The following is a 25,952-nucleotide window of genomic DNA, read 5'->3' as shown; positions in this document are numbered from 1 at the left end:
GTCTATGGCGCCAGCTATTTTGTCTGCGGCGATTGTAACTTATGCGCAATTGAATATGTGGGCTAGATCAAAAAAAATACTAAAAAGTTGTCATCAAACTGCAATTTTGCACTGAAACTTGGTAGGAAGGTATTACCAATTACCATTTTCAACTCATTCAGACCTCAAAATCACTCCATAAGCCATTTTTAATGGTAAGCGTTAACGTTTGTTTACTGTGCCGATTCATTATCAACATTTAATAGATTCTATTTCTGATTTTGGCTGAATGTTTGTTGGCGACGCTATTGCTATAATTTTTGCTATAACCCAGCAAAACTTATGACTTAGTCTACTAAGGCGACCTCAATGAACATCAGTACAACTTTAATAGCGTTAACAATCCTTAGCAGTATATCGGCCATGGCCGTAGCAAATCCCTCTAAATTGCAATCTGAGGTGGTTAGCGCAGATGCAGTGCAGTGGGGATATTTAAACCCGCTTCGTGGTGATAAGAGTCCTGGGGCTGCAAACCTCTGGGGAGATCGAACTAAAAATGTCCCAACAGGTATGTTGGTTCGGTTTAATAAAGGCTTTTCGTCGCCGGCGCACATTCATAATATTACTTACCGTGGGGTAGTGATTGAAGGGCTGATGCATAATGATGATCCTAATGCTGCAACGATGTGGATGCCAGCAGGATCATTTTGGACTCAACCTGCAGGCGAAAACCACATCACGGCTGCTAATGGTGATGGCAATATGATCTTCTTGGAAATTGATAGTGGACCCTATTTGGTTAAGCCATCAGCGCAACATTTTGATAGTGGCGAAAAGCCGGTTAATTTACACCAGTCTAATCTAGTCTGGTTGAATCAAGATGATGTTAGCTTAGTTGCAGGCAGTGATGCTGAAATTACCACGCTATGGGGCAGCAATGAGCGCGGCCAGCTTGGCGGTACTATGTTAAAGCTCCCAGCTGGATTTCGCGGTGAGTTAACAGTTGCGGCGAATCAGTTTCGCGGTATTGTGATTCAAGGTACAGTTGATTATAAGTCAGTTGAATTTACAGATGAAAAACCTTTAACGGCTGGTAGCTATTTCGGTTCTAGTGGTGAGTTTAGTCACCAATTATCGACGTCATTAGATGGGGCAATGATCTATATTCGCACTGATGGAAAGTACAAATTGGGTAAAAATGGCGTAGTCAGTTCTCGCTAGAGTTTAGGGCTGCGGCTAGTTCCCAAGAGTTATTAAGTAATTAAAGGCTAAACAGCGAGTTTGAAAACAGAATTGCTAACTCGCTGTTTAGATTTTGGCATTTTACTGGGTGGTGTCGCTGTTTGGTGCTACTGCATAAATAGCTTCAACATCAATGGCGTCGAATATATATTTACTGTTGCAGTATTCGCAACCCATCTCAATCTTACCTTGCTCGGCAATGATTGAATCTATTTCCTCTTTCGCTACTGTGCGGATAGCTTGTGCGCTGCGCTCCTTTGAACAGGTGCAGTTGAAAGTAATAGCAACGGGATCAAATAGGCGCACTTCCTCTTCATGATAGAGACGGTGCAGTACCTCTTCCGCTTGAAGCGTAAACAGCTCTTCTTGCTTAACTGTTTCGGTTAACACTGAAAGGTGTTCAAACTCTTCATTGTGGTTGCCGTCAGTTGGCAACACCTGTAGGAACATACCTGCTGCTTGGTTAGCATCGGCAAATAATTTTATCTTGGTCGGTAGTTGCTCAGATTGCTCAAAGTAGGCTTCGAGACACTCACTCAATGTTTCTTTGTCGAGTGCAACCACGCCTTGGTAACGTTCACCATCATCGGGTGTTAACGTTATGACCATATGGCCTTTGCCAAATAAAGATTGTAGCTGTGCATCTGCAGTAATATCACCATTCCAGCGAGAAACACCGCGTAGTTGTTGCAAGTTATTGCCGTTAATAACCGCAAGTGAGACTGGGCCATCGCCTTGAAGCTGAATACTAATGTCGCCGCTAAATTTCAAGGTTGCTGTTAGCAGTGATGTTGCCGCCATAAGCTCACCCAATAAGTGCTGAATCGCTTCTGGGTAGTCATGAGCTGCAATGACTTCTTGGTAGCTTTTCTCTAGTTGTACCAATTCACCACGCACACTGGCATTGTCAAATAGGTAACGGTATAAGTTGTCTTTAGTCATTTCGGTTTTCCAGTGTTAACTTTCTTTAAAGCGCATAATTTGGCGACGTTGTTTCTTATCGGGCTTCTGTTCTGGAGCCGGATTATGAAGAATATTTAAGCGTCTTTGCTCGGCATAAGTCTCTCGCTTCGCTAGGCTCTGCGGTGTTTCTTCATAAAGGGTTTGCGCAATTGACCCTTTCTGGCGTTGTTCTGACAATTTTACAATGACGATCTCTTTTTCGTCATATCCTTGTCTTAATCTAATGGTGGCACCTACCTCTGCATATTTACTCGATTTGGTGCGTTGGCCGTTGTAGTGTACTTTACCACCATTAATCATCTCTTTTGAGATGGCGCGAGTCTTATAGAAGCGCGCAGCCCAGAGCCATTTGTCTAGCCTGACTTTCAATGCTTGTTGCTCGTTGTCGACCATGAGCGACTCCAGTGGTAGATTAACCTTTATTAAAGTAGGGGGAAGTTCACAAGCTGAGTATTAATATACGAATCTTTACATCTCGACACGCAAAATAGTGGCAAGCTTCACACCCTTTTTAGGCGCGTAAAGTTAGCATATTTGGCCTATTATCGCCAACATTGCTACTGTTATGGGCTTGTTGCCGATTGCAGTGTGGGTTAGCATGAGTCAGGATTTGCTAAATTATCATAACCAGAACAGAGACCTGTGCAGAGGGTCCACATAAATATGGATTTATTAGATAAGTTTTTAACTAAAGCAGCAGGTGTGCCCCAAAAGCCTGTTAGCTCAGCGATATTTACTATCGGTATTGTGCTAATGCTATTTCTTTTGGCACAGATCACATGGAAGTTAGTCCCTGAAAATTCAGCTGTTTCTCGCTGGACGCCCACACCTGTCTCATCGACATCTTCCGGTTCAGCCAATATCTCAGGCGTCAAAGCATTGAGTCTATTTGGCCGTGCTGATAGCGCTTCTAAGCCTAAAACAGCGCCTGTAGAAGAGGTCATCACCGATGCGCCTAAAACTTCGCTGTCGATTCAATTGACAGGGGTGGTGGCATCGACCACTGAGCAAAAAGGTCTTGCGGTTATTGCTTCTAGCGGGAGCCAAGAAACTTATAGTCTAGGTGATAAAATTAGAGGAACGTCAGCGTCGTTAAAAGAGGTTTATGCCGATCGCATTATTATCACGAATAGTGGCCGCTACGAAACCTTGATGCTAGATGGCCTTGAATACAATACTAATAGCAATGCTAACCAGCAGTTACAAAAGGCTAAGAGCTTGCCAAAAGGTAAAAGAGTCGATCAACGTCAAAACCGCCAAGTTGCCCGTGAGCTAGGTGAATCTCGAGCTGAGATTTTAGCTGATCCGAGCAAGATAACCGACTACTTAGCTATCTCACCGGTTAAGAGTGGTGGAGAGTTGGCGGGTTACCGACTCAATCCTGGCAAAGACAGAAAACTATTTACCGAAGCGGGTTTTAAACCAAATGATTTGGCTAAATCGCTTAACGGTTATGATTTGACTGATATGGGTCAAGCATTAGAGGTTATGGGGCAACTACCAGAGATGACTGAAGTTGCTTTAATGGTTGAGCGCGAAGGTCAACTTATCGAAATTATGTTTAGTTTGCCGCAATAACAGAGCTGCAACCAATAACAATAAAGGCTGCTGCAATAATTAATTGAGCTTGCCGCACTTAAAGGTTTTAGGGGAAGTAATACAATGAATAATAAAAGGATTAGACGCAGACTAATCGCTGGTATGGTTATGGGCGCATCATTGCTTGCACCACAACTTGCTTGGTCTGAGCAATATGCGGCTAACTTTAAAGGTACCGATATTCAGGAGTTTATCAACATTGTTGGTAAGAATTTGAATCGCACTATTATTGTCGACCCTACCGTTCGCGGCAAAATTAATGTTCGCAGTTATGATCTGTTAGATGACGAGCAATACTACCAATTCTTCCTCAATGTACTGCAAGTATATGGCTATGCAGTGGTTGAGATGGATAACAACATCATCAAAGTTATCAAAGATAAAGACGCTAAGACGGCGTCGATTCGAGTCGCGGATGATAAAGCGCCTGGATTAGGCGATGAGATGGTAACTCGTATTGTTGCGTTGTATAACACCGAAGCTAAACAGCTCGCACCACTGTTGCGCCAGTTAAACGATAATGCCGGTGGCGGTAACGTGGTTAACTATGACCCATCAAATGTATTGATGATCTCCGGTCGTGCAGCTGTAGTTAATAAACTCGTTGAAATTGTACGCCGCGTTGACAAGCAAGGTGATACCGCGGTTGAAGTGGTTAAGCTTGAGTTTGCTTCTGCCGGTGAAATCGTACGTATTGTAGATACGCTTTATCGCTCTACAGCGAATCAAGCTCAAATGCCCGGCCAAGCCCCTAAGGTCGTTGCGGATGAACGTACTAACGCTGTTATCGTTAGTGGTGATGAAAAAAGCCGTCAGCGTGTAGTCAAACTGATCAAAAAGCTTGATGCTGAGCAAGCCACAACAGGCAACACTAAAGTACGTTACTTACGTTACGCTAAAGCAGAAGATTTGGTTGAAGTATTAACCGGTTTTGCCGACCAACTAGTTGATGATAAAGGCGGAGCAGCTCAAGGTGCAAATAAGCGCCGTAACGAAATAAATATTATGGCCCACACTGATACCAATGCCTTGGTGATTAGTGCTGAGCCAGATCAAATGCGCACCATTGAAAGCGTGATTAACCAGCTTGATATTCGCCGTGCACAAGTCCTCGTTGAAGCGATTATTGTCGAAGTTTCTGAAGGCGATGATGTTGGCTTTGGTGTGCAGTGGGCAACAGAAGCTGGCGGTGGTACTCAGTTTAATAACTTAGGCCCAACCATCGGTGAGATTGGTGCTGGTATCTGGGCTGCTCAAGGCGAAGAGGGTTCAACTGTCTGTAATGATGGTACTTGTACTGAAAATCCTGATACTCGAGGCGATATTACCTTACTGGCACAGTCGCTAGGTAAGGTTAACGGTATGGCGTGGGGCATCGCGATGGGCGACTTTGGCGCGCTTATTCAAGCGGTATCGAGTGACACTAAGTCGAACGTACTTGCAACGCCATCAATTACCACGCTTGATAACCAAGAAGCCTCATTCATCGTTGGTGATGAAGTGCCTATTCTTACCGGTAGCCAAAACTCAAGTAACGGTAATAGCAACCCCTTCCAAACCGTTGAGCGTAAAGAGGTGGGCGTTAAGCTTAAAGTGGTACCACAAGTCAATGAAGGTAATGCTGTTAAGTTAACCATAGAACAAGAAGTCTCTGGCATTAATGGTAAAACCGGTGTCGATGTGACCTTTGCGACTCGTCGTTTAACCACTACGGTAATGGCTGATTCAGGGCAGATTGTGGTACTCGGTGGTTTGATTAATGAAGAGGTGCAAGAGTCGGTACAGAAGGTACCATTCTTAGGCGATATCCCAATTATAGGTCATCTATTTAAGTCATCTTCAAGCGGTAAGAAAAAGAAAAACCTGATGGTATTTATCAAGCCTACGATTATTCGTGATGGTATTACTATGGAAGGTATTGCTGGACGTAAATACAACTATTTCCGCGCATTACAACTTGAGCAGGTTGAGCGTGGTATTAACTTGATGCCGAATAGTGAAGTGCCAGTGCTTGAAGAGTGGGATCAAGACGCTTATCTGCCTGCAGACGTCAATGAAGTTCTCAATCGTTATAAAGATGGCAAAGGCTTAGATACCAAAATGCGTGAAACAGACCCAGCATTGAAGAGCATTTCTAACAGCAAAGATGCTGATGCTGAAAAAGTTAAAACCGAAGAAGCCACAGATAAAGAATCTAGCGATGAGTGATAATCAACTGCAAGCAGATGACGAGCTAGCGCAAGTATCTAATGAACTTGGGCTAGTCTCAGAGGCGGAAGCAGATGAAGTGTTCCACTCGACCAGTAAAGAGCGCTTGCCGTTTGCTTTCGCTCATCGATTTAATGCTGCCTTAGACAAAGATGAAAACGGCGTGCTGTCGCTTTATCATACTGTTGGGACACCGCTGTCGGCACTGTTAGAGGTTCGCCGTTATAACGGTAAGTCTCTGCCGCTTATTAAATTAGCAGATAGCGCCTTTGAAGCGCGCTTAACTCAAGCTTACCAAGCTAATTCGTCAGAAGCCCAGCAGATGATGGAAGATATTGGTAACGAGATGGATCTGTTCACGCTTGCTGAAGAGCTGCCTCAAACAGAAGACCTGCTGGAGGGTGACGATGATGCACCGATCATTAAGCTGATCAACGCATTGTTGTCTGAGGCGATTAAAGAAGAAGCGTCTGATATCCATATCGAGACTTATGAAAAGCAACTTGTGGTACGTTTTCGTGTTGACGGGATCTTAAAAGAGGTCTTAAAACCTAACCGCAAACTGTCTTCGCTGTTGGTCTCACGTATCAAAGTGATGGCGCGCTTAGATATTGCCGAAAAGCGTGTGCCGCAAGATGGTCGTATTTCACTGCGTATTGCTGGCCGTGCCGTCGACGTGCGTGTATCGACTATGCCATCAAGCCATGGCGAGCGAGTGGTACTGCGTCTACTGGACAAAAATGCCGGTAACTTAGACCTAGTGCAGCTGGGTATGACTGAAGATGTGCGGGTACAGTTCGATGAACTTATTCGTAAGCCCCACGGTATTATTTTGGTCACTGGCCCTACAGGCTCTGGTAAAAGTACCACCTTGTATGCGGGTCTTACCGAACTTAATTCCATCGATACCAATATTCTCACAGTAGAAGATCCTATTGAGTACGAGCTAGAAGGTATTGGTCAAACTCAAGTTAACACTAAGGTTGATATGACCTTTGCCCGCGGCTTGCGTGCAATATTGCGCCAAGATCCCGATGTGGTCATGATTGGTGAAATTCGAGATCTAGAAACGGCGCAGATTGCGGTGCAAGCATCTCTGACTGGTCACATGGTGATATCAACGCTGCATACCAATACTGCGTCAGGTGCTATTACCCGTCTACAAGATATGGGCGTTGAGCCTTTTCTTGTGTCATCGAGTTTGCTGGGCGTACTTGCACAGCGACTGATCCGAACTTTATGTAAGCATTGTAAAGAGGAGCATGTACCTGATGAGCGCGAAAGAGAGCTATTAGGTATTAGTGCTGATGACCCTCGTATCATATATCGTGCTAAAGGGTGTCAGGCCTGTGGGCATAACGGGTACCGTGGTCGTACTGGTATCCATGAGTTGTTAGTGGTTGATGATGATGTACGTGAATTGATCCACACCGGTCGAGGCGAATTGGCGATTGAAAAACATATACGTAAATCAGTCCCGAGTATCCGTCATGATGGTATGAGTAAAGTGCTTGCAGGGAAAACCACCCTTGAAGAAGTATTGCGCGTGACTCGCGAGGAATAATCTGTGCCAGCATTTGAATACAAAGCATTAGATAAAGCGGGTAAGCAGCAAAAAGGCGTTGTCGAAGCGGATACCGCTAGGCATGCTCGCGGCCAAATTAGAGAGCTACGTTTGATGCCATTGGAAATTACTCCGGTGGTTGAAAAAGAGAGTAAGGCTAAATCTGGTGGGGTAAGTTTTTTCAAGCGTGGCATTTCAGTTTCTGAGCTTGCCTTGATTACCCGTCAAATAGCGACGCTAGTTGCTGCAGGCCTGCCGATTGAAGAGGCGCTTAAAGCCGTCGGTCAACAGTGTGAGAAAGATCGTTTAGCCAGTATGGTGATGGCGGTTCGCTCGCGTGTTGTTGAAGGTTATAGCTTGGCTGATTCGATGGCTGAATTCCCTCATATATTTGACGAGTTATATCGCGCTATGGTGGCATCAGGTGAAAAATCTGGTCACTTAGAGGTGGTGCTAAACCGTCTTGCCGACTACACCGAACGTCGCCAGCAATTGAAAAGTAAAATGACCCAGGCGATGATCTACCCGATCGTGCTGACCTGTGTTGCCATTGGTGTTATTGCCATATTACTTGCCGCTGTTGTACCGCAAGTAGTAGGGCAATTTGAACATATGGGGCAAGAACTGCCTTGGACGACTGAGTTATTGATTAGCTCGTCTGATTTTATCCGTGATTACGGCTTGATTGTACTTGGGCTCATTATTGGCTTGTTTGTGATCATGAAGCGTTTATTAGTCGTGCCTGCAAACAGAATGAAATACGATTCATTACTGCTGCGCTTACCAGTGGTAAGTAAAGTCAGTAAAAGCCTTAACACCGCTCGCTTTGCCAGAACCTTGAGTATCTTGACCGCCAGTTCAGTGCCATTGCTTGACGCGATGCGTATTGCTAGCGATGTATTGGTCAATGTTAAGGTCAAAGCCGCTGTTGAAGAGGCTACGTTAAGAGTGCGCGAGGGCACAAGTTTAGGGACAGCGCTAGCAAATACTAAACTTTTTCCGCCTATGATGCTCTATATGATCACCTCTGGTGAAAAAAGTGGTCAGCTCGAGCAGATGCTTGAGCGTGCGGCAGACAACCAAGATCGAGAATTTGAGTCAAACGTCACCATCGCACTGGGAGTCTTTGAACCTATGTTGGTTGTTAGTATGGCCACAGTAGTGCTATTTATTGTTTTAGCTATTCTGCAGCCAATTTTGGCACTGAATAATATGATCAGTGGTTAACCGTTTCGATGTTGGCATTGCCATTCGAGAAATATTTAAGTCATTCAGTTGAAGGAAGTTTTTAATGCAAACTCGTAATAAACAAAAAGGTTTTACCCTATTAGAAGTTATGGTTGTTATCGTGATTTTAGGAATTCTAGCTTCTATGGTAGTACCAAACCTAATGGGTAACAAAGATAAAGCTGACCAACAGAAGGCAGTTTCAGATATTGTTGCGCTAGAAAATGCGTTAGATATGTATCGTTTAGATAACAGCATCTACCCATCAACAGAGCAAGGGCTTGAAGCCTTAGTGCAAAAGCCGACAATGTCGCCAGAGCCGCGTAACTACCGTGAAGATGGCTATGTTAAGCGTCTTCCACAAGATCCATGGCGCAATGATTACCTGCTATTAAGCCCAGGCGAAAACGGCAAATTGGATATCTTCAGTGCAGGTCCTGATGGCCAGCCAGGAACAGAAGATGACATCGGTAACTGGAACCTACAGAACTTCCAATAAGATGACATTAGCAGCAGCGTTGCGAGTTCGTCAATCGGGCTTCACCTTAATGGAGGTGTTGCTCGTTGTGCTACTTATGGGGCTAGCAGCGACTGCTGTTACCTTGAGTATGGGTGGTGCGGGACAAAAGCAATCGCTGGAACGCTTGGCGCAGCAATTTATGATGTCTTCGGAAATGGTACTGGATGAAACCGTCCTTAGTGGCCATTTTATTGGTATTGTTGTTGAGCAAGACAGCTATGAATATGTCTACTATGACGAAGAGGGTAACTGGAAGCCGCTGGAGCAAGATAGGTTGTTAGCGAGCAGACAGATGGAGCCGGGTATTGAGCTGGTTTTGGTGCTTGATGGTTTGCCACTCGTGCAGGACGATGAAGAAGATGAAAGCTGGTTTGATGAGCCGCTAATAGAAAAGTCTGCTGATGAGAAAAAGAAGTATCCCGAGCCACAAATTCTGCTATTCCCAAGTGGTGAAATGAGTGCATTTGAACTGGCTTTCGTCGCTAAAGACGCAATGGATAAAGAGATCGAAGTGGTCGTCGTCGGTGATGCCTTAGGCCGGTTGAAACTGAATTATGAAGATGATGTTCGTTAATGGTTGTCTACACACGCCAATCACTGATCAAAATGCGCCTGCCTATGTCTGTTAAGCAGCGCGGAATGACCTTACTTGAAGTTATTGTCGCTTTGGCGGTTTTTTCCATTGCTGCAGTATCAATAACTAAAAGCTTAGGCGAGCAGATGGCCAATATGCCGATATTGGAAGAGCGCACCATGGCGCAGTGGGTTGCTCATAACCAAATGGTAGAAGCGCGTTTAGAGCCTAAGTTCCCAGATATTGGTCGTAAAGATGGTCAAGAGCAGTTAGCAGGTAAAGACTGGTATTGGCGTAAAGAGGTTGTGAAGACAACCGATGATAATTTTAGAATGATCCGCATCACCATTAGCGACGATGATCGCTTTGGTCGTGTTATTGCTGAGGTAAGCAGTTATGTCCTCAAGTCGGATTAAATCTAGCAGCGGCTTTACGCTGTTAGAGATGCTGATCGCTATTGCTATATTTGCCCTCTTAGGGCTTGCAGCGAATACGGTACTGTCTACAGTTTTGAAAAATGATACGGTGACTCGTGAGTTTGCTGGCAAGTTAAAAGCGATGCAGCAAGGGTTTGGCATTATTGAGCGAGACCTAAACCAAATGGTAGCCCGCACTCCAAGATTACTTGAAGGAGGCCGTGCTACCACAGTGTTTCAAACTGGCGATAACATGCTCGACTCTGAATCAGAGTCGTTAGTATTTTTTCGTTTAGGCTGGTTAAACCCTGACGGAATGCTGCCAAGAGGTAGTTTGCAGTCAGTTGCTTATGTGGTTATTGAAGGGAATTTGGAACGTTGGTATTACCCATATCCAGAACCCGAGATCGGTGCTGAACCGATTAAAACGATTGTGATGAAAAAGGTGATTTCGGTTGAGTATGCTTTTTTCACTGATGATAAGTGGGAACGAAAAACCGATGCCACCAAGCTGCCTAAAGCGATCGCTATGGAAATAGAGTTCGAAGATATAGGCAAGGTGCAACGTAAGTTCTTATTGCCGACTGGTGCCTCTGCTGGAAGTAATAACGGTGGCGGCAATAATAACGGCGGTAATAATAGCGGTGATGATAATAACGACGGTAACACTGGCAGCAATAACGGTGGTAGTAGCGGTTCCGCTGATAGCGGAAAAGGTACTTAATCATGCCAACTAAACAAAGAGGCGTTGCGCTGATAGTGGTGTTGTTGATTGTGGCTATGGTGGCGATTATTGCCACCAATATCACCTCTAGAAACCAGTTGTCTGTTAGGCGCACCATTAATTTAGCGCAATATGATCAAGCTTTTTGGTATGCAATATCAGCTGAAGAGATCGCCAAAAAAGTCTTGAAACAAGATTTAGAAGATTCTGAGACTGTGCATATGCAACAGTATTGGGCGCAAGCTGATGTTATTTTTCCTGCAGAGAATGGTGAAATTGCAGGTAAAATCAGTGATATGCAGTCATGTTTTAATGTGAATTCATTATCGCAGACGACCAAGAAAGTTGAAAATGGTCAACCTAAAATGCCACTGCCAGCGATTCAATTTAAAGGACTGTTAGTGGCCCTTGGGATGGACGATTTTGCCGCAGAGCGCTTATCGCAAACCCTAAAAGATTATATCGACGAAGATATGACGGCGAGCCCTTACGGTGCGGAAGACGCGGAATATGAAGCACGAAATGTACCTTATCGTGCCGCTAATACCTTGATGAGCCATAAGAGTGAACTGCGCGCGGTGATGGGGTTCACGCAAGATATCTATCTTAAAATTGCACCTTATGTATGTGCAGTACCAGGTAATACAACACAGGTATTAAATGTTAATACTGTGCCAGTAGAGCATGCCGCGCTGATTGCGGGCATGTTAGACAATAAAATTTCGGTTGGTGAAGCTGAAAGTATTATCAATCAGCGCCCCGGCGATGGTTATGAAAAAATAGATGAGTTTTGGGAAAACTCCTCTATTGCAAGCCTCGCTGGCGATGCACAACTTAAATCGAGTTTTGGCGTGACCAGTAGCTATTTTTTATTGGAAGCGGGCGCTAAAGTCGATAGCGCCGTATTTAGGCTTGAGAGTGTACTCAATGGCGATGGTAAAAAGCTAAATGTGTTATCCCGTCAGTTTGGCGGACAAAAATAACAACAGTCCTTTGATTCGATTAAAGAGACTCGTGGAGACAGATCAGTGAGTGAAAGACTATTTATCCGTTTAGGACAATCCTTTGAGCAACCGTGTTCGTGGCTCGTTTGGTCTGAACAGGAACAAGAAATAATAGGTTCTGGCGAACTCAGTGACGCTAGCGCACTATCGACTCTGACTGAAAGAGCGGCTAATCGCGCGGTTGACGTATTAGTTCCGGCATCCAGCATTACTTTGACTGCAGTTGATCTGCCTGAAAAAGGTCAGCGTCAAGCGATTAAAGCACTGCCATTTATGCTGGAAGAGAATTTGGCGCAAGATGTAGAAGAGCTGCATTTTGTGGTTGGCCCTCGTGAAGGTGATGCACTCAATATTGCAGTCGTTGCTCACGAGCAGATGCAAAACTGGATAGAGTGGCTAGCGGAAGCTGGATTAAAAGCTAAGTGCATTGTGCCAGACTGTCTTGCATTGCCTTTGGCTGAATGTGATTGGGCGGCTATTACTTTTGGGAAAGAGATCTTACTACGAACAGGCCAAGGCAGTGGTGTAAGCCTTGAGCGTGAGTGGCTCGATATGGCGTTACCGCAACTCCTGCCTGACAGTGAAGAGGCAACCACAGTTGCTGGCTATACCGAACTTGCTTTGGCAGGGACGGATATAAAAGCGCAACCTCTCGACTTACCCATGTTGGTGTTAGCACGTGGCATGCTCAATGCGCCAATGAACCTGCTGTCAGGTGTTTATCAACCAAAGCGTGAATACGGTAAACATCTTAGCTTATGGCGTAATGCCGCCATCGTATTTGCGGTGGTAGTGGTGTTAGCGCTAGTGAATAAAGGCCTTAATATTCACCAAATGAATGCTAAAGCAGATGTGGTAAGACTGCAGAGCGAACAGATCTACAAACAAGTGGTGCCAGGTAGTTCGCGAGTGGTTAACCTGCGTGCGCAAATGGATAGTTATGTACGAAAAATGCAAGGCGGCGGCAGCGGCACCGAGTTTTTCAGCATGCTCGAAGGCACTCAAGCTGCGTTTGAGCAAGTACAAGATCTGAAGCCGACCACATTGCGTTTTGACAGTAATCGTGGCGAACTGCGGATGCAGATTAAAGCCAAGAACTATGCACAAATTGAGAAGTTTAAAGAGATAATATCCCGCACATACAAGCTCGATGGTGGCGCGATGAACAGTGGTGAGTCTGAAGTCACCAGCACCATAACCATTAGGAGCAAATAAGATGGATAATCTTAAAGTATGGTGGGCGGGCTTGATCCTGCGTGAAAAGCAGATGGTTAGCGCTTGTGGGGTAGTATTAGTGATAGGTATTTTGTATTGGGGCGTTTGGACGCCAATCGCCAATGCAGAAGCTGATGCTGAGCGTAACCTTGAAGGCCAGCTCAATACTCTCAATTATGTAAAGCAGACTGCTAATCGCATTGCGGGCTTGAAACAAACAAACCAAGGCAGTGGCTTTAAAGGCAGTTTAAGCGCTGCGGTTAACCAAACAGCAGGTAGCTTTGGTTTAACGATTACTCGGATGCAGCCTCAAGGTAATAAAATTCAAGTATGGATGGATGAAGTGCCGTTCGATACTTTGCTGAGCTACCTCAATGAGCTGGTTCAAAACCAAGGTTTATCATTAGAAAGTTTGGATGTGGCTGAATCCGATACCCCCGGTTTCGTTAATGTTCGCCGAATTCAGTTATCCAAGTAGGATGTTGTTGTGAAATTAGTAAAAAAAATCGCGCTAGGCTTTTTCATCTATTTGGTTTTTTTAGTGGTGTTATTTCCCGCCAGCATGGCTGTGAAGCTTGCACCTATACCGGCTAATACGGTTATTAGTGGTGTATCAGGCACTATTTGGTCTGGCAGTATCGACTCTTTGACTGTGCAAAAGCGTCAGCTTGAAATGGTGCGTTGGGATTTGAGTATTGCATCACTGTTGATGGGAACCGTTAAGGCGGATGTTAGTATCGGAAGTCGCAGTAGCGCCGTTAATGGTAAAGCTGTGGTAGCGTATTCTTTTGCTGGACTCGACGTTAGCGGCCTGCGTTTTGAAGCACCGAGTGACTTTTTGTTAGGTAATACTCGACTACCGTTTAGAACTGAAATTAAAGGTGATGTAAGCGCCTTAGTCGATACCTTTGAACAAGGGCTACCTTGGTGCGAACAGCTATCGGGTAAGCTATTTTTAAACAAGGTCCAAGTGACCAATCAGTTTGGTAATTATCCATTAGGCGATATTGCCTTAGGTTTAAGCTGTATCGATGGCCAAGTGCAATTGGCGACAGATGAAAAGCTTAATGGCCTAGGCTTAGATGGTAGCATCTTGTTGGCTGATAATAAGATGATGCAGGTGAATGCTAAAATCCGCGAGGTTAATACTCAGCCTGATGACTTGAAAAAAGCACTTGGATTCCTAGGCAAGAAAGATAGCCAAGGCTACTACCCAATTACCTATCAAGGTCGATTACCTATCTAGGTTTATCTCTGTTGTAAAAGGTATTAAAAAGGCACTTTAAAGGTGCCTTTTTTGATCAAACTTGTTTGAGTAACTCATCCAATAGGTGATGGTAATCATCTATTGCGGGGAAGTCGCTAAATAGTTTGTTGGGCTTCTGGCTATCTGGATTTGCCACGCCTAATTGATGGCCTACTCCAGCGAGTTTAGCTGCTGCTAAAATGGTTTCGTTGTCATCGATGAATAAGCAGCGGCTTGGCTCTAAATCAAAGCGTTCAAACAACTGTTGCCAGAATAGTGGATGCTCTTTGGGGTAACCCGTTTCATGGCTTGAGATCATCGCATCTAAGCCTAACGCTAAATCGGTATGTGCTAATTTGAGTGTTAAGCCTTTCGGGTGAGCATTGGTCACTAGAATTCGCTTTTTGTTGGCTTTTTCTAGCGCATACAGAAATGGCAAGCTGTCTTGGCGCAGCTGGATTTTCTCCACTAAGGTTTTATGTAGAGCCATAATATCTAGCCCCATCTGCTGCTCCCAATAATCTAAACAGTACCAATCTAGAGTGCCATCAACCTTTTGGTAGTTAGCCTCAACCCACTCCATGGCTACATTTTCCGAGATATTACGTTGCTCACTCAGCGCTTTTGGGATCAAACTGAGCCAAAAATGGTTATCAAAATGTAGGTCGAGTAGGGTACCGTCCATATCAAGTAAAACAGTATCAATATCGTGCCATGGAAACATAGTTAGCTGATCCTAGTAAATTCAGGTTGTAGATTGGAGCTAGAATAGTAAGATTGTAACTGATCTCAGCAACTATCTGCGGGAAAGATCAATCGCCATAGGATGTGTATGACTATCAAGAAGGTTAAACCAGAAATATTGCATGCTGAAGTAGTGGCTAAAAGCCGATTATTTCAGATTGAACAGCTGCATTTAAGGTTTTCAAATCAAGTTGAGCGTCAATATGAGCGCATGAAAGGTAATAATCGTGGCGCTGTTATGGTGGTACCTGTACTTGATAATAAGCAATTATTATTAGGTCGAGAGTATGCGGCAGGCACTCACAGTTATGAGCTTGGCTTTCCAAAAGGGCTGATTGATCCGGGAGAAACGGCGGCGGAGGCTGCTAATCGAGAGTTACAGGAAGAGATTGGCTACGGCTCAAATAAACTGACTCACTTGATGGAGTTGAGTTTAGCCCCTGGCTATTTTGCCAGTAAAATGCAGATATTTTTAGCAGAAGACCTTTATCAAAGTGAATTGGAAGGTGATGAACCTGAACCGATAGACATGGTTCCATGGCCACTGGAACAGTGGCAAGGTTTATTACAAGAGCAGGATTTTTCAGAGTCTCGCAGTGTAAGTGCTTTATTTTTAGCGCAAAAGCATCTACAACTGAAGTAGCCTAATTAATACAACCGGGTAGTAAGCCGTTATGAAGCCAGAGAGTTACATCGATCAAGTCATAGAAATCGCCACTGAGGCGGGCAAAAAAATTCGCGATATTTACCAGCAAGGTGATTTCGATCGCGAGATAAAGTCAGATAATACCCCGGTGACTTCGGCAGATATAGCCGCACATAATATCATCATCAAAGCGCTTAAAGAGCTCACTCCTGAGATCCCTGTTTTATCAGAGGAAGATGCCGATATCGCATTTACTGAGCGTTGTAATTGGCAGCGTTACTGGTTGGTTGACCCGCTTGATGGCACTGGAGAGTTTATTGCCGGGAGTGGTGATTTCTCGGTCATTATCGCTCTCGTTGAGCATAATCGTCCTATCGTCGGTGTTGTGTATGTACCAATGACAGAAGTGTGCTACTACGCCATTGCAGGTTTAGGAGCTTATAAGCGAGACAACGGCAATGAGGTGCGCATTAGTAGTCGACAGATCAGTCATGATGACAATAGTCCATTGAGACTAGCGGTTAGTCGCCGCCAAGATCCACAGTCGGTTATTAAGCTGTTTAACCAAAATAAGCATTGCGAATTGGTGGTGCTTGGTGGAGCAGCGCTGAAAAGCTGCTTGGTAGCTGAAGGACGTGCAGACAGTTACGTACGAATTGGTCCTACTGGCGAGTGGGACACGGGGGCGGCACAAATTATTGTAGAAGAGGCGGGGGGGCAGATCATGGATCTAGCGCTACAGCCATTGAGTTATAACGAACGTGAAAGCTTGGAGAATCCAAACTTTATCGTTGTTGGCTCGCCAAACTTAGCTTGGGATGAGATCCTAATCGCTGAGAGTTAAGTTGTTAACTGTTTAAAGCCATCACAATGTGATGGCTTTTTTATTGGAGCAATTGTTTACTACTGGCGTTATTGTCAGTTTCTCAAAAGGAAATTTATGCTATTTAGTCGCCGCTTTTTGCCCTATTTTGTGACTCAGTGCTCAGGGGCGCTAAATGATAATGTTTATAAAAATGTGCTGCTATTGATGGTGAGCTACTCACAATTAGAAGCCCTGCCTATTGATGTACACCTTTTTGTAAACCTTGCAGCAGGTCTATTCATCCTACCATTTTTGCTATTTTCAGCTCATGCGGGACAAGTTGCCGACAGTATCGACAAAGCGACTCTTATCCGTCGACTTAAAGTACTCGAGCTTTTGATTATGTCTGCTGCAGTGTTGGCAATCTTTTCTCATAGCTATCTTATTATGTTGTTACTACTGTTCTTGATGGGGGTTCAATCCGCCTACTTTGGACCAGTAAAATACTCATTACTGCCCCGAGTATTGCGTGAACATGAGTTGGTATCAGGTAATGCTTGGGTCGAAATGGGCACCTTTCTGGCTATTTTGGCCGGTACTTTGTCTGCTGGGCTGATTGTCGCTAGCAAAAATGCGACTTATTGGGCGGCGGGCAGCGTGTTTACCTTGGCGTTGATAGGCGTATTTAGTAGCTGGATGATCCCCAGCATTCCCTCAAGTAATAAAGTAAAACCCAAGTTTTCGATCATCAAAGCGACGGTAACAAGCATTTCGAAAGTGCGAAAAAATCGAGATATTTGGATTGCGATATTGGCGATTAGTTGGTTTTGGTTTGTTGGTGCGACCTATTTAACCCAGATCCCCAACTTTGCCCGCATAACACTTCATTCCGATCCGACCGTGGTCTCGTTGTTGCTACTGCTCTTTTCTATTGGCATAGGCATAGGCTCTTTTGTGTGTGAGCGATTGTCATGTAAGCAAGTTGAACTGGGGATCGCGCCTTTAGGTTTGATAGTACTTGGTGTATTTGGTATCGATCTGTATACCGCTTTACCCATCTTAGCGGCTCCAGCTGCTGTATTCGATGTCGTTACGTTTGTCAGTGATGCAATCCACTACCGTTTGATGTTTGATCTATTGATGATAGGTGTTGGCGGCGGCTTGTTTATTGTGCCGCTATATACCTTTATACAAGCGCGTGCAGATGAAAACGAATGTGCCCAGGCCATCGCCAGTAATAATATCGTCAACGCACTATTTATGGTGACTTCGGCGATTTTTTCCATGTTGGTGTTAAACGGACTGCAATGGAAAATTGAACAATTATTCTTAGTGCTTGCCTGCGGTAATTTGCTGGTACTATTGGCCTTACTCGTAAGTTGGTCAGAATTAACGCTGAGTGCATTTAGCTATGTATTACGGCGGATAGTTAATCGCCAGGTAATCAATAATACTGACGAACTAGCTGCTTTAAAGCTGGACGGAAGCACGCCTCTCATCGTTGAGGTGGATCGATTTGATCTTTCTAGATTGTTTGTCATTAATGGTTTGTTTAATCGACCCGTTTATATCGCTGCTCCGCAGCCTGAGACTCAGCACGGCTGGCTAGAAAAATACTTTATTAATAAACGTCAGTGGCACGGTGCAATGCAGCCCTTGCCTGTGATCATGTGTGCTAAAGGGGCAATATTGCCAGCCTCAATAGAGAGCGCGACAAGGGTAACATGTAGCATTAAGCGCAGAAAAAAGTCGTGGTTGAGAGGGGAAATTGAGGTGGGGTTAACGAAATAGCCGGTTAAGCGTAGGCAATAACCAGCTAATAAGCGGCAGACGTTAGCGAGCGTCTAGCCATTGATGCACAGCAGCATGATCTCCTTTAAACAAAATTCGCTCAGCTTTTTTATCTATCTGGTACTGATACATAGGATCGTAATATTTACTTAACAGTAGCTCAATCCATTCAAGATGAGCACTGGTATCACCACGACTTTGCTGAATGTTAAGCGCATTGGTGATAATCGTTTGGAATTCATCGTGTTGCTTACCACCCAGTCGTTTCTTTATCCCGGTGATACTCAGTGCTAAATATTCAGCAAATGCTGCAAAGCCGGCTTCTTCACCAAGACGCTCAATATAGCCGCTATGCATTTTATGTACATACTCATTAAGTAGGCGGGTTAATCTTGCTTGCATCGGTTCTTCTAGCACCACGACATTAGCCGCTTGCATCCCTTTGTAGAATGCTTGTGGTAATGCAGAGCGTCCAATAAGGAAGCTCTCATCTTCGAGCAGCAGGTGTTTAGCGTTGCTATCTTGATGTTTTAAGAGAGCGACAGCTAATGCATTCTCAAAGTTTATCTGGGTCGGCTGCGGCTCATGGTAGCGGCCAAAGCTCGAACCTCGATGATGAGCAATACCTTCGAGATCGACACTGTCATTACGAGCGAGCAAAAAGTCGGTCTTACCGCTGCCGGTGATCCCACTGAGAATTAACATGGGTTTCTGGCTCGCTGCGTTATCGATAGTTTCAATTAAAAACTGACGCATCGCTTTATAGCCGCCTTCAATAAAGGGGATATCGATACCAGCTTCTTTTAACCACTGTTGAGTTAATTTAGAGCGTAAGCCCCCTCTAAAGCAATAAAGGTATGCATCTGGGTGCTGAGTAAAATAGCGCTGCCAAGCATCAAGCCTTTGCTGCTTTGTCTCGCCAGTAACAAGTGAATGGCCTAAAGTGATAGCAGCTTGTTGTCCGTTTTGTTTGTAGCAAGTACCGACTAATTTACGCTCTTCGTCTTCCATTAATGGATGGTTACTACTGGCAGGAAATGCCCCCTTGGTAAATTCAACAGGTGCTCGCGCATCCATTATAGGATGATCACTGACGAGAATTCGTCGGTACTCACTTGCGCTCACCATGTTGACGGGCATTAGATAAGCTCCACTGTGGTTGCTGATTGCTCTACTAACTCACCAATGCAGATAGGTTCGACACCATTGTCTGATAGTAATTGCTGCAGTTCAGCTTCGCCCTCACTAGAGACCGAGATCAACAAGCCGCCACTTGTTTGCGGGTCGCAGATAATCGCTTTTTGCTGTTCAGTTAACACGGGTAAGTGTTCACCATAGCTATCGAAGTTTCTGTGGGTTCCCCCTGGAATGCAGCCCATCTCGAGGTATTGCTGAGCATTAGGCAGTAGCGGCAGCAAACTGATATCGATTTTTGCGCCAAGCTCTGCGCCATGACACATCTCTAAAAGGTGTCCAGCTAAGCCGAAGCCAGTAACATCAGTTAGTGCGTTTACCTGTGGAATTTTTGCGATATTAGGGCCCAAAATGTTCAACTGACACATCGCATCCGCTGCTGTATTAAGGTCGGCATCAGCAAGCTTTTTCTGCTTTTGCGCAGTGGTTAAAATGCCAATACCAAGTGGCTTGGTTAGGTAGAGTTTATCGCCCACTTTAGCCGTGTTGTTCTGCTTGAGCTCATCCAATGGAATTTGCCCAGTTACCGCTAAGCCAAAAATAGGCTCTGGAGAATCAATACTATGACCTCCGGCTAGCATTATTCCTGCATCGGCGCAGGCTTGTCTGCCACCATCAACAACTTGTTGTGCCACTTCGGCAGGTAGCTTATCTACTGGCCAGCCCAAAATGGCGATTGCCATCATAGGCGTGCCGCCCATGGCATAGATATCACTGATCGCATTGGTTGCTGCTATGCGTCCGAAAGTAAAAGGGTCATCAACGATAGGCATAAAAAAGTCGGTGGTGCTAATAATGCCTGTGGTGTCGTTAAGTTTGTATACTGCTGCATCATCTCGGGTTTGATTTCCCACAAGCAGTTTAGGGTCGTCAAATACGGGCAGTTGAGTTGCGAGTATAGTACCGAGTACCTTAGGGGAAATCTTACAGCCACAACCGGCGCCGTGACTATACTCGGTAAGTTTAATTTGTTGATCTGACATGAGCTTAAAACGCCCTAAAAATGCTAATTAGCCGATTATCATAGACCCATCATCTAATGACTTCAATGAAGTGACTGGTGAAGTTGAGTTCTAATGGTAGATTTGTGGGATCGACTGAGTATTGAGTTACGCGAGTATCAAAGAAAAAGCCACTCATGAGAGTGGCTGATGTTGTTCTATCTATGGTCTTAGCTTTTAGCTAAAGCTTGCGGTCAGACTGTGCCAGCTTTTCTTTTGTTGCTTAAATCGAAGCTTAAGCTCTTTGACCTCAGCCATAAGGTCTCGATCCGCGAGTTGTTTACGCTTAGCTTCAAGCAGTGCTTTCTTGGCATCGTAATATTCTGCTAAATGAGTTTTCAGCATTTCATACTCGGCTTGTAGCTTTTCAATAATCTCTTCACTGTTAGCAAGATGAGCAACTTTATTTTGAGTGCGTTTAAGCTGCATCTGTAAGCGAGCGCTTTCGATTCGCTCTTGTGGCACAACTCGGCGGCTATTAGTAAGCCCTACTAACGCCAGCCCATCGATTAACCACTTGGTTGGATCATACTGCCACCAGTGAATGCCATTGCGGTAGTCATTCTCAAAGATATGATGGTAGTTATGGTATCCCTCACCATAGGTTAACAGTGCTATAAAGCCATTATCACGGGCAGTATTTTTATCTGTATATGGCTGCGAGCCCCATATATGAGCCAGTGAGTTAATGAAGAAAGTACAGTGATGTACCACCACTAGGCGTAATAGACCTGCTAGCAGTAGCATGCCAAGAATGTCACCATTCAACCAACCTAACAGAATCGGTAGGCCGAAGTTCATGATAATAAGCAGTGGTAGATAGTATTTATGCTGCCACATCACAATTTTATCATTCTGTAGATCGCGTACATTCTTGTAATCATGGTATCGCTGAGATTGATATTCACGCAGCATCCAGCCTATATGGCTATACCAAAATCCCATTTTAGCTGAGTAAGGGTCTTTATCGTTATTATCGACATGCTTGTGGTGTACTCGATGATCTGAAGACCAATGCAGTGCACTATTTTGTAGTGCCAGTGCGCCGCCAAGGGCATAGAGAAAGCGCACTGAAGCATGGGCTTTGTATGTGCGATGAGACCAGAGTCTATGGTAGCCACCAGTGATTGACAAGCCACTGGCAAAGGCAAGTACTACAAAGGCGATCCATTCAATAGCTTCAAAGCCATAAACGATCCCATACCAAGGTACTAATAAAACAGCGCAGGCAAATGTGATGGTAAAAAGACTCACATTCATCCAAATAATTGGAGGTTTTTTCATTATTTTTTATAATCTCTAGTTGAGCGTACAGCTGTACGCTAATTTAACTTGGATAGAGATTTGGGTCAAGTTTGTTGATGCTGCGTTTTAAGTAAAAAAGCGTTATTATTCGAAACATAACTTTTGTAAGTAGGTTCCGTATGGGCATTAGAGCACAACAAAAAGAGAAGACACGACGCGCGCTAGTAGATGCAGCGTTTAATCAGTTGAGTGCTGAGCGTAGCTTTTCTAGCTTGAGTTTGCGCGAAGTTGCCCGCGAGGCCAATATTGCACCGACCTCATTCTATCGACATTTTAAAGATATGAATGAGTTGGGTTTAACCATGGTGGACGAAGGTGGACTTACGCTCAGGCAAATGATGCGGAAAGGGCGTCAGCGTGCAGAAGCAGGTGGTAGTGTTATTCGTATTTCTGTTGAAACCTTTATGGAAGTACTTGAATCTAATCCCAATGTATTTAGGATTCTGCTGCATGAGCGTTCTGGCACCTCAGCGCCATTTCGTGGTGCAGTAGCAAGAGAGATTGAGCATTTCATCTCTGAATTAGCGCATTACACAGAAGCAACCGCTAATCGAGCACCAGATCTAGCACATGCTCAAGCTGAAGCGCTGGTGACTTTAGTGTTCAATGCGGGTGCTGCGGCGTTAGATATGAAACGGGTAGATCGCAAGGTCTTAGCGGATCGACTCGTGATCCAATTGCATATGATCGCTAAAGGTGCCGATGCTCTGCAGAATAAAAGAGAGCAGAAGTAGCAGATTAATACTAATTGCATTAAGTATTTGACCAGTTCAGAGCCCTTCAGCCTTTTCAATTCAAAGCGTATTGGTAAAGAAATGGTTATTCCCTTTTAAGCCAATGCAAAGCAGAAGTGGGAAGACTGAGGGGCTCACGTAGTGCGGGTTTCACAACGCTGTATGCTTCGCTATGGGATTTGGATATAGAATAGCTATTAGCTCAAATTCCACAACTTGCCTACAGCGTTTTGAATTCCCGCTGAATGGTCAAACTTTTAATGCAATTGGTATAAATAACAAAAACGGCATCCAATTGGATGCCGTTTTTGTTTGACTCATTGAGCTTTATTTCTTCTCAAGAAATACACCTGACTCCATGTGATCGGTATATGGGAACTGATCAAACAATGCAAAACGAGTGATGTTATGGGTTTTACTCAACTCTTTTAAGTTATCTAGCAAGGTATTTGGGTTGCATGAGATATAAACAATACGCTCATAACCTTGTACTAGCTTAACGGTATTCTCGTCCAAACCTGCACGCGGTGGATCGACAAAGATGGTGTTGCAGTTATAGCTATCAAGATCGATACCTTCTAAACGTCGGTAGCTACGTTTCTTTGCCATCGCATCGGTAAAGTCTTCTGCAGACATACGAATAATTTGCAGATTATCGACGTGATTCATTTTGATATTGTACTGAGCAGATTCTACTGACGGCTTGGCGAGCTCAGTTGCCAATACTCGTTCGAAGTTCTGTGCCAGTGCAATTGAGAAATTACCATTGCCGCAATACAGTTCTAATAAATCACCAGTGCTATTTTTAGTGACATCAATCGCCCACTCAAGCATTTTGACTGAAACTTTACCATTAGGCTGGGTAAAGCTATTTTCGATCTGATGATACTGCAGTTGCTTACCAGCTACGTTAAGTGATTCAACGACGAAGTCTTTATCAAAGATCAGTTTTTGTTTGCGAGCGCGGCCAATCAAATTGACATTGAATTGGCTACTCAGTGTATGCTTTAAGATTTTGGCTTGCTCTTCCCATTCAGCATCTAGCTGCTTATGGTAAAGCAAGGATACTAAGATCTCTCCACTTAGCGTTGATAGAAAATCTATCTGGAACAATCGATGACGTAATATCGTGTTAGGCTTTAATAGCTCAACGAGTACAGGCATCATTTGATTGATAAGTTCACTTGCAGGTAGAAACTGATCGCAACGCACTTTGCTATTAAGTTCTTTATCGAACATGTAATAGTAGAGATCTTCCCCTTCATGCCACATTCTAAATTCAGCGCGCATACGATAGTGGGCAGTTTCAGAGCTAAATGATTCAAGTTCCGGCGTGTCAAAATCAGTAAATAACTGCTTTAGCTTGACGCGCTTGGCTTCGAGTTGCACATCATAGGTTGAAGGATCCATTGCTGCTAAATTCATATTTTGATCACCGTGAGCATTAAATTAGGGGCGGAATATTATACTAGATAGCAGGGATGTCCAGTTTCTCTGTTTCTATTTAACCTAGCTTGTGGGTAAATTTTAAAGCAAAATAGCCCATTCGGCCTTAAGTAAGGCTAATTGCGCTGCGATAGAACAGCATTCATATAATAGTGGAGAACGCTTTGTCTGGACCTATTCTTATTTTTGACTCTGGAATTGGTGGATTATCTATTCTGGACGAGATTAGAAAAGTAATGCCTCAGCAGAGCTGCTGCTATCTATTTGATAATGCCCGGCTGCCATATGGTGAATTAGAAGAATCGGAACTCATTAGTGGATGCGTATCGCTTATCACCGAACAAGCAAAGCGTATCAATGCCAGCATTGTGGTGGTTGCATGTAACTCGGCCAGTACGTTAGTGCTACCAATATTAAGGCAGCAGTTATCAATTGCTGTTGTCGGTGTTGTCCCGGCTATTAAACCAGCAGCAAAAATATCTAAGCGCAGGCACATTGGTTTACTGGCTACTCCAGGTACAATCAAACGTCCCTATACCAAAGAGTTAATCGATGCATTTGCAGAAGGTTGTCGGGTTGAACTGTTTGGTTCATCAGAATTGGTCATGCTTGCGGAAGCCAAATTGGCGGGAACGGCAGTTGACATGCAAAAGCTTGAGTCATTACTTGCCCCAATTAGAACGTCTGAACTCGATACCTTAGTGCTAGGTTGTACACACTTTCCTATTTTGGCTGCAGAGATTAAACAGTCACTGGGGCAAAGCGTTATTTTGTTAGATTCAGGTAAAGCTGTGGCAGATAGAGTACTGAGCTTACTTAAAGGTAACGGCTTACCAAAAACTGCAAGTCACAAGATTGTAGATTATAGTGCGGTATTTACGACGGATGGTATTACACAAGGTTTGCAAGAAAGGCTAGTTGAAGAGGGGTTCACGACTATAGAACCACACTCCTCAACTAACTTACACTAGCTTACGCTTGGCTTTCTGTTTTGTCTGAATCTTGAGACTTAGCTTCACGAACCTTCAATGTTCTTTCTTGAAAATCATATTCGTTTAACTTAGACATGGCCTTCTTAGCACCCGCTTCTGACATTTCGATAAAGCCAAAGCCTTTACGACGTCCAGTTTTACGATCTCGTACTAAGCGAACTGAGTTGACGGGACCATACTCACCAAATAATGCTTTTACTTCACCTTCATGAACACGGTAAGGCAAGTTACCTACATATAAGGTCATAGTTGGACCGGTATAAGGCTCGTTGCTACTTGCTGCAGCAGACGTTCCTGATTTGGATTGAATTGAAAAGATAACGCTTGCGATGATAGCGCCAGTAAAGAAAGCAATGGCACCGTTTAGATCTGGAGCGATCTGAAAAATAGCTAATGCACCAATAATGGCAACGGCTAAAACGATAAAGAATGACTTCTGCATATATATAATCTCTGAAGTGTAAATGAATGAATCGATAACTAACTGTTAATAACTTGCATATGGTAATGAATTATTGAGCAATACACTAGTGTGTTGCTGAAAAAATGAACTTTATCTTGGTTCCATGCCTATAAAGGTCAATTAAGCAGCGCGTGAAGTACGATAAATATCCATAATCTGGCAGTTTGGCGAAAAGATCGACATGCGATCGTTTTCTTATTAAAAAGCGCTTGCGCTTACTCAAGATCTCCCTATAATGCGCAACCACTGACACGGCACAGCAGGCCAACTACTTAGGTAGTACGGGACTTGCAGCAGTGTTAGAGAGTTAAAAACCTTCGGGGATTTGATTCAGGTGACAAACGCTTTAA

At 44.2% G+C, this 25,952-nt stretch carries 26 protein-coding genes; 18 read left to right on the top strand and 8 right to left on the bottom strand.

What is annotated here, in order from left to right:
• Window positions 1-348 precede the first annotated feature (348 nt).
• Window positions 349-1,200 carry a DUF4437 domain-containing protein gene (locus AB4135_RS07285; RefSeq protein ID WP_371991607.1) on the top strand — a complete coding sequence of 284 codons (852 nt, stop codon included), beginning with the start codon at window positions 349-351 and terminating at the stop codon, window positions 1,198-1,200.
• A 102-nt stretch (window positions 1,201-1,302) separates the two neighbouring features.
• Here AB4135_RS07285 and hslO read toward each other — a convergent pair whose 3' ends face one another.
• Together hslO and hslR are read right to left on the bottom strand one after the other, a co-directional pair.
• The gene (gene hslO, locus AB4135_RS07280; protein ID WP_371991605.1) at window positions 1,303-2,163 is read right to left on the bottom strand and encodes an Hsp33 family molecular chaperone HslO; all 861 of its coding nucleotides are present in this window, start codon (window positions 2,161-2,163) and stop codon (window positions 1,303-1,305) included.
• Window positions 2,164-2,178: 15 nt separating this feature from the next.
• Complete coding sequence (gene hslR, locus AB4135_RS07275; RefSeq protein WP_371991603.1) at window positions 2,179-2,577, bottom strand: ribosome-associated heat shock protein Hsp15; 399 nt, start codon at window positions 2,575-2,577, stop codon at window positions 2,179-2,181.
• A gap of 270 nt (window positions 2,578-2,847) precedes the next feature.
• Here hslR and gspC point away from each other — a divergent pair, with 270 nt between their 5' ends.
• From gspC to AB4135_RS07215, 12 genes are all read left to right on the top strand, one after another.
• A complete protein-coding gene (gspC, locus tag AB4135_RS07270; protein WP_371991601.1) occupies window positions 2,848-3,762 on the top strand; it encodes a type II secretion system protein GspC in 915 nt (304 codons plus the stop codon).
• Window positions 3,763-3,846: 84 nt separating this feature from the next.
• Complete coding sequence (gene gspD, locus AB4135_RS07265) at window positions 3,847-5,991, top strand: type II secretion system secretin GspD (RefSeq protein WP_371991599.1); 2,145 nt, start codon at window positions 3,847-3,849, stop codon at window positions 5,989-5,991.
• Window positions 5,984-7,555: a type II secretion system ATPase GspE gene (gene gspE, locus AB4135_RS07260; RefSeq protein ID WP_371991597.1), complete on the top strand. Its 1,572-nt coding sequence runs from the start codon at window positions 5,984-5,986 to the stop codon at window positions 7,553-7,555. The genes gspD and gspE overlap by 8 nt, the downstream gene beginning before the upstream one ends.
• Before the next feature lie 3 nt (window positions 7,556-7,558).
• Window positions 7,559-8,782: a type II secretion system inner membrane protein GspF gene (gene gspF, locus AB4135_RS07255; RefSeq protein WP_371991595.1), complete on the top strand. Its 1,224-nt coding sequence runs from the start codon at window positions 7,559-7,561 to the stop codon at window positions 8,780-8,782.
• Window positions 8,783-8,846: 64 nt separating this feature from the next.
• Window positions 8,847-9,281, top strand: coding sequence for a type II secretion system major pseudopilin GspG (gene gspG, locus AB4135_RS07250; RefSeq protein WP_220738335.1), 435 nt, complete (start codon window positions 8,847-8,849; stop codon window positions 9,279-9,281).
• Window positions 9,244-9,876, top strand: coding sequence for a type II secretion system minor pseudopilin GspH (gene gspH, locus AB4135_RS07245; protein WP_371991593.1), 633 nt, complete (start codon window positions 9,244-9,246; stop codon window positions 9,874-9,876). The genes gspG and gspH overlap by 38 nt, the downstream gene beginning before the upstream one ends.
• Before the next feature lie 44 nt (window positions 9,877-9,920).
• Window positions 9,921-10,292, top strand: a complete 372-nt coding sequence (gene gspI, locus AB4135_RS07240; RefSeq protein WP_220738337.1) for a type II secretion system minor pseudopilin GspI — start codon at window positions 9,921-9,923, stop codon at window positions 10,290-10,292.
• Window positions 10,273-11,016 carry a type II secretion system minor pseudopilin GspJ gene (gspJ, locus tag AB4135_RS07235; RefSeq protein ID WP_371991591.1) on the top strand — a complete coding sequence of 248 codons (744 nt, stop codon included), beginning with the start codon at window positions 10,273-10,275 and terminating at the stop codon, window positions 11,014-11,016. Before gspI ends, gspJ begins: the two co-directional genes overlap by 20 nt.
• Window positions 11,017-11,018: 2 nt before the next feature.
• The gene (gspK, locus tag AB4135_RS07230; RefSeq protein ID WP_371991589.1) at window positions 11,019-11,999 is read left to right on the top strand and encodes a type II secretion system minor pseudopilin GspK; all 981 of its coding nucleotides are present in this window, start codon (window positions 11,019-11,021) and stop codon (window positions 11,997-11,999) included.
• Between the two features lie 45 nt (window positions 12,000-12,044).
• On the top strand, window positions 12,045-13,235 hold the full coding sequence (gene gspL / locus AB4135_RS07225; RefSeq protein ID WP_371991587.1) for a type II secretion system protein GspL: 1,191 nt from the start codon (window positions 12,045-12,047) through the stop codon (window positions 13,233-13,235).
• 1 nt (window position 13,236) lies between these two features.
• Window positions 13,237-13,713, top strand: coding sequence for a type II secretion system protein M (locus AB4135_RS07220; protein WP_371991585.1), 477 nt, complete (start codon window positions 13,237-13,239; stop codon window positions 13,711-13,713).
• 9 nt (window positions 13,714-13,722) lie between these two features.
• Window positions 13,723-14,481, top strand: a complete 759-nt coding sequence (locus AB4135_RS07215) for a type II secretion system protein N (protein WP_371991583.1) — start codon at window positions 13,723-13,725, stop codon at window positions 14,479-14,481.
• A 55-nt stretch (window positions 14,482-14,536) separates the two neighbouring features.
• Here AB4135_RS07215 and yrfG read toward each other — a convergent pair whose 3' ends face one another.
• Window positions 14,537-15,205 carry a GMP/IMP nucleotidase gene (gene yrfG / locus AB4135_RS07210; protein WP_371991581.1) on the bottom strand — a complete coding sequence of 223 codons (669 nt, stop codon included), beginning with the start codon at window positions 15,203-15,205 and terminating at the stop codon, window positions 14,537-14,539.
• A gap of 108 nt (window positions 15,206-15,313) precedes the next feature.
• Between yrfG and nudE the strand changes: the two genes are divergently transcribed.
• The 3 genes from nudE (at window position 15,314) to AB4135_RS07195 (ending at window position 18,467) form a co-directional block, all read left to right on the top strand.
• A complete protein-coding gene (gene nudE, locus AB4135_RS07205; RefSeq protein ID WP_371991579.1) occupies window positions 15,314-15,868 on the top strand; it encodes an ADP compounds hydrolase NudE in 555 nt (184 codons plus the stop codon).
• A 31-nt stretch (window positions 15,869-15,899) separates the two neighbouring features.
• Window positions 15,900-16,715 (top strand): 3'(2'),5'-bisphosphate nucleotidase CysQ, encoded by an 816-nt coding sequence (gene cysQ / locus AB4135_RS07200; protein ID WP_371991578.1) that lies wholly within the window; start codon window positions 15,900-15,902, stop codon window positions 16,713-16,715.
• A 96-nt stretch (window positions 16,716-16,811) separates the two neighbouring features.
• Window positions 16,812-18,467, top strand: coding sequence for an MFS transporter (locus AB4135_RS07195; RefSeq protein WP_371991576.1), 1,656 nt, complete (start codon window positions 16,812-16,814; stop codon window positions 18,465-18,467).
• Between the two features lie 42 nt (window positions 18,468-18,509).
• Here the strand turns inward: AB4135_RS07195 and mnmH are convergent, their stop codons facing one another.
• The 3 genes from mnmH to AB4135_RS07180 all read right to left on the bottom strand — a co-directional run bounded on the left by mnmH (window position 18,510) and on the right by AB4135_RS07180 (window position 21,946).
• A complete protein-coding gene (gene mnmH / locus AB4135_RS07190) occupies window positions 18,510-19,607 on the bottom strand; it encodes a tRNA 2-selenouridine(34) synthase MnmH (RefSeq protein ID WP_371991574.1) in 1,098 nt (365 codons plus the stop codon).
• Entirely contained in the window at window positions 19,607-20,644 is a 1,038-nt protein-coding gene (gene selD / locus AB4135_RS07185) for a selenide, water dikinase SelD (RefSeq protein ID WP_371991573.1), read from the bottom strand. The genes mnmH and selD overlap by 1 nt, the downstream gene beginning before the upstream one ends.
• Window positions 20,645-20,839: 195 nt before the next feature.
• Window positions 20,840-21,946, bottom strand: coding sequence for a fatty acid desaturase (locus tag AB4135_RS07180; protein ID WP_371991571.1), 1,107 nt, complete (start codon window positions 21,944-21,946; stop codon window positions 20,840-20,842).
• A gap of 140 nt (window positions 21,947-22,086) precedes the next feature.
• On the opposite strand from AB4135_RS07180, the gene fabR reads away from it, so the two are divergent.
• Complete coding sequence (fabR, locus tag AB4135_RS07175) at window positions 22,087-22,701, top strand: HTH-type transcriptional repressor FabR (protein ID WP_371991569.1); 615 nt, start codon at window positions 22,087-22,089, stop codon at window positions 22,699-22,701.
• Window positions 22,702-23,028: 327 nt separating this feature from the next.
• Here the strand turns inward: fabR and trmA are convergent, their stop codons facing one another.
• The gene (gene trmA / locus AB4135_RS07170; protein WP_371991568.1) at window positions 23,029-24,126 is read right to left on the bottom strand and encodes a tRNA (uridine(54)-C5)-methyltransferase TrmA; all 1,098 of its coding nucleotides are present in this window, start codon (window positions 24,124-24,126) and stop codon (window positions 23,029-23,031) included.
• Between the two features lie 185 nt (window positions 24,127-24,311).
• Between trmA and murI the strand changes: the two genes are divergently transcribed.
• Complete coding sequence (gene murI, locus AB4135_RS07165) at window positions 24,312-25,118, top strand: glutamate racemase (RefSeq protein WP_371991567.1); 807 nt, start codon at window positions 24,312-24,314, stop codon at window positions 25,116-25,118.
• A 1-nt stretch (window position 25,119) separates the two neighbouring features.
• Here the strand turns inward: murI and AB4135_RS07160 are convergent, their stop codons facing one another.
• The gene (locus AB4135_RS07160; protein ID WP_020910435.1) at window positions 25,120-25,581 is read right to left on the bottom strand and encodes an RNA-binding protein; all 462 of its coding nucleotides are present in this window, start codon (window positions 25,579-25,581) and stop codon (window positions 25,120-25,122) included.
• Window positions 25,582-25,952: the final 371 nt, after the last annotated feature.

Source organism: Shewanella sp. 10N.286.54.B9 (assembly GCF_041468565.1).
GTDB lineage: Bacteria > Pseudomonadota > Gammaproteobacteria > Enterobacterales > Shewanellaceae > Shewanella.
The sequence above is the reverse complement of the archived record's forward strand: the minus strand, read 5'-3'. Positions and strand labels throughout refer to the sequence as shown.

What these genes read in the sequence shown, in the direction of transcription:
- gspE (WP_371991597.1), top strand. Translation starts at nt 5,984, where the DNA reads ATGAGTGATAATCAACTGCAAGCAGATGACGAGCTAGCGCAAGTATCT.
- AB4135_RS07220 (WP_371991585.1), top strand. Translation starts at nt 13,237, where the DNA reads ATGGATAATCTTAAAGTATGGTGGGCGGGCTTGATCCTGCGTGAAAAG.
- gspK (WP_371991589.1), top strand. Translation starts at nt 11,019, where the DNA reads ATGCCAACTAAACAAAGAGGCGTTGCGCTGATAGTGGTGTTGTTGATT.
- hslO (WP_371991605.1), bottom strand. Translation starts at nt 2,163, where the DNA reads ATGACTAAAGACAACTTATACCGTTACCTATTTGACAATGCCAGTGTG.
- trmA (WP_371991568.1), bottom strand. Translation starts at nt 24,126, where the DNA reads ATGAATTTAGCAGCAATGGATCCTTCAACCTATGATGTGCAACTCGAA.
- yrfG (WP_371991581.1), bottom strand. Translation starts at nt 15,205, where the DNA reads ATGTTTCCATGGCACGATATTGATACTGTTTTACTTGATATGGACGGT.
- AB4135_RS07180 (WP_371991571.1), bottom strand. Translation starts at nt 21,946, where the DNA reads ATGAAAAAACCTCCAATTATTTGGATGAATGTGAGTCTTTTTACCATC.
- AB4135_RS07195 (WP_371991576.1), top strand. Translation starts at nt 16,812, where the DNA reads ATGCTATTTAGTCGCCGCTTTTTGCCCTATTTTGTGACTCAGTGCTCA.
- fabR (WP_371991569.1), top strand. Translation starts at nt 22,087, where the DNA reads ATGGGCATTAGAGCACAACAAAAAGAGAAGACACGACGCGCGCTAGTA.
- AB4135_RS07160 (WP_020910435.1), bottom strand. Translation starts at nt 25,581, where the DNA reads ATGCAGAAGTCATTCTTTATCGTTTTAGCCGTTGCCATTATTGGTGCA.
- AB4135_RS07285 (WP_371991607.1), top strand. Translation starts at nt 349, where the DNA reads ATGAACATCAGTACAACTTTAATAGCGTTAACAATCCTTAGCAGTATA.
- gspI (WP_220738337.1), top strand. Translation starts at nt 9,921, where the DNA reads ATGTCTGTTAAGCAGCGCGGAATGACCTTACTTGAAGTTATTGTCGCT.
- nudE (WP_371991579.1), top strand. Translation starts at nt 15,314, where the DNA reads ATGACTATCAAGAAGGTTAAACCAGAAATATTGCATGCTGAAGTAGTG.
- hslR (WP_371991603.1), bottom strand. Translation starts at nt 2,577, where the DNA reads ATGGTCGACAACGAGCAACAAGCATTGAAAGTCAGGCTAGACAAATGG.
- cysQ (WP_371991578.1), top strand. Translation starts at nt 15,900, where the DNA reads ATGAAGCCAGAGAGTTACATCGATCAAGTCATAGAAATCGCCACTGAG.
- gspH (WP_371991593.1), top strand. Translation starts at nt 9,244, where the DNA reads ATGACATCGGTAACTGGAACCTACAGAACTTCCAATAAGATGACATTA.
- gspG (WP_220738335.1), top strand. Translation starts at nt 8,847, where the DNA reads ATGCAAACTCGTAATAAACAAAAAGGTTTTACCCTATTAGAAGTTATG.
- selD (WP_371991573.1), bottom strand. Translation starts at nt 20,644, where the DNA reads ATGTCAGATCAACAAATTAAACTTACCGAGTATAGTCACGGCGCCGGT.
- gspC (WP_371991601.1), top strand. Translation starts at nt 2,848, where the DNA reads ATGGATTTATTAGATAAGTTTTTAACTAAAGCAGCAGGTGTGCCCCAA.
- mnmH (WP_371991574.1), bottom strand. Translation starts at nt 19,607, where the DNA reads ATGCCCGTCAACATGGTGAGCGCAAGTGAGTACCGACGAATTCTCGTC.
- gspJ (WP_371991591.1), top strand. Translation starts at nt 10,273, where the DNA reads ATGTCCTCAAGTCGGATTAAATCTAGCAGCGGCTTTACGCTGTTAGAG.
- gspD (WP_371991599.1), top strand. Translation starts at nt 3,847, where the DNA reads ATGAATAATAAAAGGATTAGACGCAGACTAATCGCTGGTATGGTTATG.